General features: G+C 64.4%; 10 protein-coding genes. 4 read left to right on the forward strand and 6 right to left on the reverse strand.

Features of this window, described 5'->3' with window-relative positions; all coding sequences use genetic code 11:
- Window positions 1-651: 4-hydroxythreonine-4-phosphate dehydrogenase PdxA (gene pdxA / locus NTX40_00400; protein ID MCX5647552.1), on the forward strand; the 651-nt coding region annotated here is incomplete at its 5' end.
- Between the two features lie 18 nt (window positions 652-669).
- Here pdxA and NTX40_00405 read toward each other — a convergent pair.
- Window positions 670-888 carry a DUF86 domain-containing protein gene (locus tag NTX40_00405; GenBank protein ID MCX5647553.1) on the reverse strand — a complete coding sequence of 73 codons (219 nt, stop codon included), beginning with the start codon at window positions 886-888 and terminating at the stop codon, window positions 670-672.
- Between the two features lie 289 nt (window positions 889-1177).
- Window positions 1178-1477: a nucleotidyltransferase family protein gene (locus tag NTX40_00410; protein MCX5647554.1), complete on the reverse strand. Its 300-nt coding sequence runs from the start codon at window positions 1475-1477 to the stop codon at window positions 1178-1180.
- Between the two features lie 177 nt (window positions 1478-1654).
- Between NTX40_00410 and rsmA the strand changes: the two genes are divergently transcribed.
- Window positions 1655-2536: a 16S rRNA (adenine(1518)-N(6)/adenine(1519)-N(6))-dimethyltransferase RsmA gene (rsmA, locus tag NTX40_00415; GenBank protein ID MCX5647555.1), complete on the forward strand. Its 882-nt coding sequence runs from the start codon at window positions 1655-1657 to the stop codon at window positions 2534-2536.
- Window positions 2537-2639: 103 nt separating this feature from the next.
- Here the strand turns inward: rsmA and NTX40_00420 are convergent, their stop codons facing one another.
- Together NTX40_00420 and NTX40_00425 are read right to left on the reverse strand one after the other, a co-directional pair.
- A complete protein-coding gene (locus NTX40_00420) occupies window positions 2640-3662 on the reverse strand; it encodes an NAD-dependent epimerase/dehydratase family protein (GenBank protein ID MCX5647556.1) in 1023 nt (340 codons plus the stop codon).
- 436 nt (window positions 3663-4098) lie between these two features.
- Window positions 4099-5547, reverse strand: a complete 1449-nt coding sequence (locus tag NTX40_00425; GenBank protein ID MCX5647557.1) for a hypothetical protein — start codon at window positions 5545-5547, stop codon at window positions 4099-4101.
- A gap of 1258 nt (window positions 5548-6805) precedes the next feature.
- Between NTX40_00425 and NTX40_00430 the strand changes: the two genes are divergently transcribed.
- Window positions 6806-7144, forward strand: coding sequence for an L-rhamnose mutarotase (locus NTX40_00430; GenBank protein MCX5647558.1), 339 nt, complete (start codon window positions 6806-6808; stop codon window positions 7142-7144).
- Window positions 7145-7721: 577 nt separating this feature from the next.
- Here the strand turns inward: NTX40_00430 and NTX40_00435 are convergent.
- Together NTX40_00435 and NTX40_00440 are read right to left on the reverse strand one after the other, a co-directional pair.
- The gene (locus NTX40_00435) at window positions 7722-9455 is read right to left on the reverse strand and encodes a DNA methyltransferase (GenBank protein ID MCX5647559.1); all 1734 of its coding nucleotides are present in this window, start codon (window positions 9453-9455) and stop codon (window positions 7722-7724) included.
- 74 nt (window positions 9456-9529) lie between these two features.
- Window positions 9530-10564 carry a restriction endonuclease gene (locus tag NTX40_00440; GenBank protein ID MCX5647560.1) on the reverse strand — a complete coding sequence of 345 codons (1035 nt, stop codon included), beginning with the start codon at window positions 10562-10564 and terminating at the stop codon, window positions 9530-9532.
- 772 nt (window positions 10565-11336) lie between these two features.
- Between NTX40_00440 and NTX40_00445 the strand changes: the two genes are divergently transcribed.
- On the forward strand, window positions 11337-12242 hold a 906-nt coding region (locus NTX40_00445), incomplete at its 3' end, for a sugar ABC transporter ATP-binding protein (GenBank protein MCX5647561.1).

Raw genomic sequence — 12242 nt, forward strand, 5'->3', positions numbered from 1 at the left:
AAAGAAGCCGTCCACCTCGCCGGCTACCCCTGGCCCGGCCATACGGAACTCCTGGCCGAAAAGTTCGGCGCCGCGGAGGTCGCCATGATGTTCGCCGGCGGACCTTTCCGCGTCGTCCTCGTCACCATCCACCTGGCGCTCATCGAGGCCATCCGCTCGCTCACCGTCAAGCGCATCCTCTCGGCGATGCGCCTCGCCGACGACGCCCTGAAACGGTTCTTCGGCATCGCCTTGCCGCGTCTCGGCGTCCTCGGCCTCAATCCTCACGCGGGCGAGGCCGGTCGCTTCGGTCACGAGGAACGCGAAATCATCGGGCCCGCCATCGAGGAAGCCAAGACCGCCGGCATCTGCGCCTTCGGGCCGCTCCCGCCCGACACCGCCTTCCACCAGGCCGCCCAGGGGAAGTTCGACCTCCTCGTGGCCATGTACCACGACCAGGGACTCATCCCGCTGAAGACCGTCGCCTTCAATTCCAGCGTCAACATCACGCTCGGCCTGCCAACCGTCCGCACGAGCCCGGACCACGGCACCGCCTACGACATCGCCGGCCGCGGCATCGCGAACCCCGAAAGCATGAAACAGGCCATCCGCCTGGCGGTGGAAATGATTCAACGCGGCCGCGCAGCAGCGCGGACCGCAGGACGAGGGTGAAAGACCCGCGGACCCCGGTCAGTCGGAGGCGAGGATCTTCTCCCGTTCCGCCACAAGGGGCGGCAAGTCGCGCGTCACGATCTGCCAGAGGATATCGAAGTCCACCCGGTCGTAGGCGTGAATCAGACGGTGGCGCAAACCGATGATCTGCTCCCACGGAACCTGCGCATACCGCTCGCGGTCTGTCGCGGGCACGCGGTTGGCGGCCTCGCCGATGATTTCCAGAAGCCGAACCAGCGCCAGATTAAGAGCCTATCCGAATAACCGGGTCGTGACGAGGCCGAGCGAGAAGGCCGAGGCCAAGGCGGCAGGCCCCAAACGCCCGGAGGCGTGGCTTTACGCCACGTTGAGGACGTTTGGGGCCGATAACGCAGGCATCGGCCTTCGCAGCCGGCCGCAGTAGACACGGTTGTTCGGATAGGCTCTAAGCACCCGTTCCTCGTCCAAGTCCTTCCGGGTCTTGCCCCGCGCCAGATCCATCGCCTCCCGGGCATGGTCGCGCATCTGGCACAACGTCACTCGGGGATCACGGCGCGGCATAAAGCACCTCGGCCTCGGCCAGAACGCGATCGCGGAAGTAGGCGCTGAGAAAGTTCGGCGTACTCAGGTCCACCTTGTGACCCAAAAGTTCCGACAGTTCCATTTCCATTGAGATGAAGTCCAGGCCGGGCACGCAGCCCGGCTCGAACTCCACCAGAACGTCCACGTCGCTCGTCGGGCGAAAGTCCTCCCGCAAAACCGAACCGAACAGCGCCAACCTGCGGACATGGCGCCGTTTGCAAAAGTCGGCAATGGCACGCCGATCAATGGTCACTTTCAAAGTCATCCCTCATCCTCCGCCGCGCCTCGCAAAAGCCCGCCGCCCATTCCCTCGCCGCATTCGACACAAACTCTACACCCGCCCAGTCGCGGCGTCAAGCAACCCCTGGGCGCCGGCCTTTTCCACGCGCTCCTGGCGCCGCTCGCTGCTAAAATGTCACGTCGAACCATCGAAAGCGGCGCCATGACCCATCCGCCCACCCAGACCGAAATCCGCGCCCTCCTCGCCGAGGCCGGTCTCCGGCTCGACCGACGGCTCGGCCAGAACTTCCTCGTCGACGGCAACCTCATGCGACTCCTCGTGGCCGAGGCGGACCTCGGACCCCGCGACACCGTCCTCGAAGTCGGCGCCGGCGTCGGCAACCTGACCGAACTCCTCGTCGAGCACGCGGGCGCCGTCGTCGCCGTCGAAATCGACCCGCGCCTCGCCGGCGTCGCCCGCGAACGCCTCGCCGCCGCCGCGAACCTCGACCTCCTCCGCACCGACGCCCTCAAGGACAAGCACACCCTCTCGCCCGCCATGGTCGAACGGGTCCGGTCGCGGCAAGCGAGCCTCGGCGGCCCGCTGAAACTCGTCGCCAATCTCCCCTTCGCCGCCGCCACGCCTCTCGTCGCCGAACTTCTCGTCGCCGGACCCGTGCCGGAGCGGCTCGTCTTCACGGTCCAGAAAGAAGTGGCCGACCGCCTCGCCGCCGCTCCCGCCACTCGCGACTATGGGCCCGTCGGCGTCATCGTTCAGGCCCTCGCCGAAGTCCAGGTCCTTCGCCGGCTCGCCCCGAGCGTTTTCTGGCCCCGCCCGCGCGTCCGGAGCGCGATGGTCCGCATCCTTCCCTCGGCCGAACGCCGACAGCGCATCGCCGACCTCGCCGCCTTTCGCGCCACCATCGAAGGCCTGTTCGGCCATCGCCGCAAACAGGCCGCGCGCAGTCTGGCCCTCTCGCCGACCTTGGGGGGAACGCCGGAGCACTGGGCCGATCGCCTCCGCGCCGTCGGCCTCGACCCCGCTGCCAGGGGAGAAACCTACTCCGTCCAGGACATCATCCGCCTCGCCAACGCCATCGCCTAACCGCGTACCGGGTGAAATGTTTTGCCCCGCGCGCCGTCCACATTTAGCCGCCGCGCTTGCGCGGCGCTCGCCGTTCGCCCCGCCGCGCGCCGCCGCGCCGTTCCTACGGCATCAAATCCGCACGATTCTCGCGGAACCAACGCAACGTCTCACGCAGCCCCGCCTCCGTCCCGACCTTCGGCTCGTAACCCAGCAGACGCCGGGCCTTCTCAATCCGATACGTCAGCGGCGTCGTCATGAACTTCAGCCGGAACCTGTTCACGAGCGGCGGCTCCTTCGCCCCCTTCAGCCGCCACAGTCCCTCCATCACCGGGCACGCCAACCGCACCACCCACGTCGGCGCGTGACGCGTCGGCATCGCGTAACCCGTCTCCTCACAGATGATTTCCATCAGCCGCACGCGATTCACCGCGTCGCCGTCCGTCACCAGGAACACTTCGCCGACCACTCCCGGCCGCGTCGCCGCCAGGTACAGCGCCTCCACGAGGTTCCCCACGTGGCAGAGGCTGATCGGATGGCGCCCGGAACCCACGAAACGGAACTTCCCGTTCTTCAAGTTCTCCAGGACCCGCGGCAAGAACTGACGGTCCCGCGGCCCGTACACGTACGGCGGCCGGACGATGACGGCCGGCAACCCGCGCTCCGACGCCAGCCGCCGAACCGTTTCCTCCGCCCGGATCTTCGTCAGGTTGTAATGGTCCCCCGTGTGGATCATCGGGGCCGTCTCGTCCAACTCCCGCTGCGGCGCCATCCCCAGGACGACCATCGAACTTAAGAAAACGAACCGCTTCATCCGCCCGCACGCGATCGCCGCCTCCGCCAGGTGCCGCGTCCCCTCCACGTTCACCCGCACCATCTCCTCGAGCGGCGCCCAGTCCGACACCATCGCCGCGCAATGGAACACGTAATCCACATCCTCCAGGTGGGGGGTAAACGAGCCCGCCGGGTCGCCGACGTCCCCCTGGACCCGCTCGACGCCCCACGACTCGAGGAGCCGCGTGTCGCTCGTTCGGCGCGCGAGCGCCCGCACGCGCCAGCCCTCGTCCAGGAGCCGGCGCGCCAGGTGGCTTCCGATCATTCCCGTCGCGCCCGTGATGAAAGCCAGCGGCTGTTTCGCCTCGGCCATAACGTTCCTCAATTCCACCGGTGGCGGCCATTGTAAACCCCCCGCCCCCCCGGTCAACCGGAATCAACTCCCCCCGCTCCTCCCGGGTGCAGCACAAAAAAGTTACGCCCTGCATACGAAGCGGGCAAGGCCTTCTATGCGAAGGACGAGACGTGCGGCCGACGCTGGGCCGAACGTTGGGGCGGACGGCTACACGAACGCGGCGGCCGGATGGCGGCCCATTACCTGTATCGGGTCCGGCTGCGAAGTCGGTCCCGGCGAGAGACGCTCCGGCGACTGCTCGATTATCCCGGCGCGCCGGGACAGACCGCCCGGACTATCCGACGTATGAGGCGATGGGTTGGCCAATCTCCAGCGGCCCGATGGAATCGTACTGCAAACAACTGGGCGACCGGCTCTGGGCGTGGCCACGTGCGCAAGTTCGTGGACACGCCGGTCAGATGTGGACCACCTCGATGCCCGCAAGTTGCGCGTAGGCCTTGAAGCCGTTCTCCAGGTCCCCGTAGATGAAGAGTTGGTGGAAGCCCTTAACATCGCGCGTGTCGGCGACCCCGTCGACTTCGAGTTCGACGCTGGTACGGCAGCCGCCGGACGGCGGCGTGTCGATGTTCGCGACGACGCGGCCGGTTCCCAGGATCATCCGGCCGGGGCCGTCGAACTTCATGAGGGTGACCTTCTGGCCGATCCGCCAGAGGACCTGCGGCGAGACGCCGAGGTTCGACTCCGAGTGGCTCCGCAGGATGAATTCCGCGGGGGGCTTGTCGAACCCGTCCAGCCGCGTGGGGCACGAGCAGTGCGCCCCCATCAGGGTGTTGTTCACGGTGTTCGGGGCGGGGTCCTGCATGAACCCCGACCGGCCGAACAGGTACGACGTCAGGCGCAGCGACAGGGCCGCGTTCCAATCCGCCTCGCAGGCCCCGACGCTGCCCTCATCGTTGAGGCGAAGCATCGCCATGCACGGCGGCCGCATCTTGCGGCCGCCCACCGGCCCGAGGCAGTCCATCGAGTAGCCCTGGCACTTCTCGGCCTCCATCAGCCGCCGCGCCGCCATATAGTTCTTCGCCGCGATGATGAGTTCCTCCTTCGTGGGCTCGACGATCCGCTTCGCCTCCTTGGCATAGTGGTCGGCGATGGCGCGGACCTCGTCCCCTTCCTCGACCTTCGCCAGTTCGTCGAAGAAGCGGCTGTGCGGCACATAGTGAAGGGTCGTCCCGAGGCCATCCATGGGCTTGTCGGCGCCGCCTTTGCCGGTCACGATGCACAGCCGCGTCCCGCGCATCCGCCACATCGTGTCGATCATCCGGACGCCGTGGGCCAGCCACTCGACGTCCTGGGTGGCGCCGACGAAGGCGCGGGCGGCCTTACGGCTCTGCTGGAGATGGCCGGTAAAGGATGTGCCCATCGGGCTGAAGACGACCGTCGGGACCTCGCCGCGGCTCTCCAGGAACTGGTCGATGGGCCCCCAGCCGCTTGGGTGGAGCGACATGCAGACCAGGATCACCCCGTCGGGGGCCGCCTGCTTGACGCGCTCCAGGAAGGCGCTCATGGCACCGCCGTCGGGGATCGGGTCCTGCGTCAGGTCCAGCGCGACGCCGAGCCTCTCGGCAGCCGCCGTCATCACCCGGGTGTAGTCGGCCTGGCGGGCCGGGACGTCGTAGGCCGCGCCGGGCCAGCCCATCCAGTAGCGGTCCGTCTTCGGTCGGACGAACCCGGCCAGGATCCGGGCCTTCCCCTCGGGGGCCGGCTCGCCCCCCAGGAGCGACGCGGCGAAGTCAAAGATCCCCATCTTAAGCGCCAGCGCCGAGACGCCCGCGGTCCTCAGGAAACGCCGGCGGCTCAGGCTGAGCGGACAACGTGACTGGGCAGACTTGCAGGCGGTGCACATGGCAGGCCTCCTCTTTGGCGGGTCCTCGAGGGCGGCGCCGCAGACACGCGCCGAACCCGATGGCGGTCATGGTTGGACGAGCCGGGCCGGCCGTCAAGCATTCACCGCGGCCCCAGACCCCCGCGCCGTACTAGTACCGTAACCGTTCACGGCCTTGTGGCCGTTCAGGCTCCCGATGAGCCTGATCAGTAATTTATACGCCCCCCCGCCCCCCCGGTCAACCGGAATCAACTCCCCCCGCACGCCACACCCGTTTCGCCGACCCGCTTGCGGGGGCGCTCTCCGTTCGCCCACCGCGCCCTGTCATCTCGCTGCGTAGATCATGCCCTTGCCGGCCGCCGTTCGTTCTACATTTTGCCCTTCGACCGGCTCAGGGCCGTGAGCCTAGTACTACAGCGCCGCTTAGTCATGGTTCACCCGGCACACAGGACCTCAACTGATTGACCTTGATGCCGAGTTTGCGAAGCCGTCGTCGGGTTGTTTTCGTATGGGACCGTCGGGCTTGCCGGTTGCGGCGCCGGTAGTATGCGATCCGCTCGGCCGCTTCGCGGTACTTCCGGCGTCGGGCCGGGGCGGACAAGCCTTGGACCTCGACCCAGACGGACGCCGCCTCGCGGACCTGCTCGACGGTGCGGTAGAGGCTCGCAGTCGTTTTTTTCTCTGAGGCGCTGATGCACACGGGCGCAAAACAGGTGGCTCAGTTGCGTGACGTACAGGTGGCGGTGGATCGCCTCCCAGGAACGCACCTCGAAGTGGTCCAGCCCCAGTTCGTTCTTGGCCTGTTCGAAGCACTGTTCAATCGGCCAGCGCGAAAAGGCCACGCGCACCAGGTCTTCCAGCAGCGTCCCGGGCGATCCCGCCGCGCGGCGGCGCGCCCGGTTGCCCGCCCAAGGCGGGTCGCCCTACGGGCTCCTTCCGTTCCAGCAACCGTTGGACTCTGAGACCATCTTAATCCAGGACATTTTTGGTCTTGACAATGGGGAGCACCTCACCTCCTTCCTCTAAAGGTTCTCGATTCAGGAGATGCTACCGGCTCGCCACTCCTTGCGCCGAACCGCTTTTACAGAAGTCTACGGACTCAATCACCTGCTGCTTGCACCGGCCGGATATCCTTGATAACATACGGCACTACGCAACCCAACGGGCCATGATTGGACAGGAGGTTCACGCGATGGACAGGCACATCGGACTCATAGCAGCCGCTATCATCGTGTCCTTTTGCTTCGCTGTCGCGGGATGTGTGACGGGCAAAGCCAAGGTGCAGCGCTACGGCTCGGTGATCGGCATCAAAGAAGAGAACATCGCCGAATACAAACGGTTGCACGCCGCGGTCTGGCCCGAAGTCCTCGCCAGGCTCCGCGAAGTGAATATCCAGAACTACTCCATCTACCTCGCCGAAGTGGCGCCGGGCAAGTACTATCTGTTCAGTTACTTCGAATACACGGGGGACGACTTCAAGGGCGACATGGCGCGGATGGCCGCCGACCCCGCCACCAAGCGCTGGTGGACGCACACGGACCCGCTCCAGGTGCCCGTGCCCGCGCGCAAGGAAGGCGAGTGGTGGCACACGATCGAAGAAGTATTCCACATGGACTGAGCGCGGGCGGCGATTGTGGATAACTTTTGGGAGGAGGTTTTCGGGGAGATTTTTGGGCGATTTTTTACAGGCCATGGGCCTTGGCGGTGGCGTCCGGGGGGATTTTTCGGCGGACGGGGTGCTTTTGGTAAGATGGGCTAGCGCGAATTTAGTGCTTTTTTCGACTTTTTTCGCGTTTTTTGACCGGTTTTTACCGGTTTTTGTGCCCTTTTTCGCACTTTTTCCATCCATGCCATGTGCATACCTTTATGTTAATAACTATTTTCCCGTGTCTTTGGCATGCCGTTTGCTACGCAGGCTTGAGACCTGAGGCTTGAGGTTTGAGGGAAAAACGGAGTTTCGAGTTTCAGGTTTGAAGGGAACACCATCGCGGATCGGCTTTGCCGCAAAGCGGCGTTCGCGACCTGAGGTCTCAAGCCTCAAGCCTCCAGTCTCAAGCCTGCCGTTGAAGCGTGTCGCCGGAAATCGCCTGTCGCCGGCCCGAACCCCAACGGGGTCCCTTCGGGAGGGCTCCTTTGAAGGAACAGGGACCCCAAGGGGGTCCAACGGCGAACAAGGAGAAATCGGAAAAGCGAAATCAGTGTTGGGGCCCCCGAATTCCCGACGGGCCGGTATCCAGATCGAGAACCATTTGCCTCGGGGGGGTTGTGTCTCGCAGGGTCAGGGTGCGCCTCTCATTCATCCCGGCATTCCTGGCGGCAGCGCACACCTCGCCCCAACTAATAAAGTACTTATCGTAATACTCAATTGAATACTTGCCGAGTCTTGCCACATCCTCGCGCGAGGGGAGGCGGCCGAGTTCCCGGGCAATCCTTCTGACCTCGAGCTGCAGGTCCTTCTTGGGCACGGCATAGCGCTGCTTGGGCAGGCGCTTCACGTTGCTGTTCTTCGCCTTGGGCACACGACTTGTTTTCTCAAACGGGTCCAGGCCCGATCGCAGTTCGGCATGTCTCTTGCTCGCCAATTCGTGATACTTCGGCGAGAGTTCAATGCCCATGAAGTCCCGATTTAGTTGTTCGGCGGCCAGAGTGGTTGTCCCCGCGCCGTTGAATGGATCCAAGACGCACTCGCCCACCTTCGTGAACAGGGCGATAAGCCTTCTCATAAGAGCAGGGGGCAGTTGGCAGGGATGATCCACTCTTCGGCTGTTGTGCTTGAGTCTGTGGATGTCCCACCAAAGGTCCGTGAGGGCCTCCGAATCCCGTTGGTCCAACAGGCGGCGCGCTCGCACGCAGTCCTGGCGTAAGCAGTACAATTCCTTGAGGGCGGTGAGCGATTCTCTTTCCAAGCGGCAGCGCTCTGCCGGAATCAGGCCGGGCGGGATGCGAGGCGGCCCCTTGGAGAAGCATACGATTGAGTAATGCGCGGGCATGACCATGCGCACCGGGAGGCTCAGGCCCTCCCAAACGATCCAGTGCTGGAATTCCAGTATCTTTGCCATGAAAGCGAAATGCCGTATGGCCCACAAGGGGATGTTGAGCACCGCAAGCGTTCTGCCCGGCTTCAACACCCTTGCGAGTTCGGCCAGCCACCGGTCGCACCACTCAAAATATTCTCGAACATCGATGCCATCGTTCCAGTTGTCGTATTTCTTCTTGAGGTTGTAGGGCGGGTCGGCAAAGCAGAAGTCTACGCTGTCGGAGGGGACTTGATGCAGTACCTCCAGGCACTCCCCTTTAATCAGTTCCGAGCGCAGTCCTTGCGGCAATTCCTGGAACTGGCCGGGTGTGTTTGGCGGTGACGCCGGATGCTCCCGCTTCAGCACGCGCAACGCACGCAGGTCAACCAGGTTCAGGCTCTCATACGGCGGCAGGCCGAAGAAGTCCTGCAATCGGCCGACAACTGATACCGGGAACTGCGCGGGATCGCAGTCTATGTCGCGCCAGACGTCTGACATAAGAGTCCCGTAAGGATCATACGTGTGCTTCTTGCCGCCGTAGTCCTTGGTGGTCCTGTCGCAGGCCGGGCAGTAGGTATAGCCGATGCGTGTCTTGGTGTGGCGCAGGCTCTCTCGATACTTCGTCATGACAAGGAGCGCCGCGTGGTGGAGTGGCAGCCCGCCTGCTGTTACTTCTGGACGGCAGATTTTCACGCCGACCCAAAGATGAAACCGGAGGAGGTCTTCCAATTGTGGCCAAAGGGTGGCTGCGCCTTCGGGCGTTGTGAGGATGCAGACGGTGCTTTGCCCGTTCATCCTGCCCAAAAAGGCTCTTAGGGCGCTAACCCATTCGCCCGAAACGCGGCAGCCGGTGACACTTGGGGCAAAAGGCAGGAGGAATGTCCAGACCGCGGGTTGCCGCGCCTCAAGCACCGCCAGGTCGCTTGCGCACCCGACCTTCACGTGCTTGCGCGATAGAGAGCAGTTTGTCTCGCTTCTGTGAGCCATTACAGGGATTTCGCGCCACGGATCGAGAGAAGGAACTTGGCCAGGGTCTCGATCTCCTCGTCCTTGAAAGTCACGGTGCAGTCACTATACCGGCATATCGTTGTGAGAGCGGATGCACGCTCGAAGTTGCCCGCTCCGTCAATGACGTAGGCTATGTGGTGCCCGTTTCGCGCGAGCACGGCGTGGCGTGTCTTGGCCTGTCCCGCCTTGCGTTCGATGGTGCTGTTGGTGGTGAACTGGAAACTGACCTCAATAGCGCAGTACTGGCCGGTCGGCGACGCCGCCACCATGTCGAAGGCGATCTCGGTGCGCCCGCCGGTCTGGCTGATGTCGGGAATGCTCTTGCGCGAGAAGCCCCAATCCGGCAACAATGTTTGCAGGCGTTCCCTAACGTACTCCTGGGCCAAATGGCCAAGGGCATTGGCGGTGGCCCCGCCGGTTATCTTGCTGACCCAAATGTAGCGCTGGCGGACGAAGCGGTCAAGTTCCTGCTTCTTGCCTAGCATATCTCCCAGGATGCACTTATCCGTAATAACGTCCGGCAGGGCGGCGTGGATGGCGGAAGCGCCGAACATCAGTAGCATTGCGACGTCTTCCATCGGTGGAGTAAGCGCACCAGGTGTCCTGATACCTTTGCCGTCCACCTTAAGGCTCTTGTTGTCCCACCCGCCACGGGTTGCCAAGGACCGGAAATCGTAGGCGTACTGCCGCTCACGCCAGACATAGTCAATTCTGCCGTTCCGGAAGACCCCCGCTATCTCCGTCTTGAGTCGCTTCAGAGGCTCTCCGCCCAGGTCCGTGAGAACCATCAGGTGCTTGAGGAATAGGTTCGGCGGCAACTGGACCGTCTGAGGCAGAACGTTCTTCCAGCAAACGGGGGACTTGTCCGCCAGGTAGAGAAGGCTGATAAACTTGTCTTGGGTCTCGATCAGCCGTGGAATGACGCTAACATCTTCGGCCTTATCCGCCAACCCAGTGGGCCAGAAGGTGACGGCGTTCTTTTTCAGGTCTTCCACCGATCTCGCAGGGGGCATGCTCTACGCCTTCCCGGCAGTCGCCGGGGTCGCGTCCCGGAAGTGGGTGGAAATCGGGGTTCGGCGCGACCCGTATCCGAAGCCCGATGCGGCCCGCCTCCGAACGAGCCTAATCCTACCCTACGACGCCTCCCTGTAAGTGTCAAGCACCGAAACGGCCATACTGGCGCCGGCCGATGAACCGCTCCGGCGGAGATTCGGTCGGCCTGCGATCGGCCGAACTCGGCGTGTCATGTGCTTGCTGCAATGGACGTGCCCCCCCAAAGGGGTCCAACGGCGACCCACCTTCGCCCCTGCTTCGCCAAGGCTTCCGCCGTCGCCCTACGGGCTATGGCGGACAAGACGGCGGACAGGCCTTCCCTCTCTCGTTCGACCCAGAGGCTCTCGACGGGCCATCCAGGGAGAGGGGGTTATGAAACAGCCTCTAAGCCTTATGGGGCGGACGGAAGGATAGCAGAGAAAACGGGGGGTGTAAAGGCATTTTGGTGCTGTACTTGCGGCCCTCCTTCGCCCGCCGAGGCGGGGCTTCCGCCTTCGCCGAGGCTACGGCGGACAAGACGGCGGGTCTCCGCTGCGCTCCGACGGGACGGCTCGATTTCGTTTGCCTTGCTTCCTCCATCTGGCCGCGGTACCTTGGAAACCTGCGAAAGGCGTCCCGGGGATTCACTTCGTTCATCCCCGGGCTTTGATGGCGGGCGGCGAAACGTGGGCGGCATCCCCCGGCGGTGCCGGGGGCTTATGGGGGTTCGCGGGGGTGCCGACGACCGACGACATGATGAAACCAGGCGACATGATCCTGCGGATGGAAGGCATCGTGAAGACCTTCCAGGCAGTCCGGGCACTGGATGGGGTGGACTTCGACCTCCGGGCGGGCGAAATTCACGCCCTCGTCGGCGAAAACGGGGCCGGCAAGTCCACCCTGATGAACGTCCTGGCCGGCCGCTTCGCGGATTACAGCGGCCGCATCGCGCTTTTCGGCCGCGACGTTCGCCTCACGAACCCGCGCCAGGCCCTGGCCCTGGGCATCGGCGTCATCTACCAGGAACTGAGCGTGCTGGGGAACCTGACGGTGGCCGAGAACATCCTGCTCGGCCACGAGCCGGGCGGCGCGGCGCCCGGCTCGCTGGATCGTCGGGCCCTGCGGGCACGGGCCCAGGCGATCCTCGACGACCTGGGGTTCGATCTATCGGTTGACGAACCTGTCGCGTCCCTCAGCCACGCCAAGCAGTGCCTGGTGGAGATAGCGCACGCGATCCGCAAGGACGTGCGGCTGCTGGTGTTCGACGAGCCGACGGCCTCGCTCGGCGCCGACGACGTCGAGCGTCTGTTCGAGGTGATCCGGGGCCTGAAGGGGCGCGGGATCGGCATCGTGTACATTTCGCACCGGCTGGCCGAACTGCCGCTGATCGCCGACCGCGTCACGGTCCTGCGCGACGGCAAGATGGTGGGGACGCGCGCGATGGCCGACTGCCGAATCTCCGACCTCAGCCACATGATGCTGGGGCGGACGCTGACCGAGATGTTTCCGCCGAAGCGGAACACGCCCGGCGAGACGATCCTGAAGGTCGAAGGTCTGAGCCGGCCCGGCATGTTCCACGACATTACGTTCGAGTTGCGTGCGGGCGAGATCCTCGGCATCGCCGGCCTCGTGGGCTCAGGGCGGACGGAGATAGCCCGG

Source organism: Planctomycetota bacterium (genome assembly GCA_026387035.1).
GTDB lineage: Bacteria > Planctomycetota > Phycisphaerae > FEN-1346 > FEN-1346 > JAPLMM01.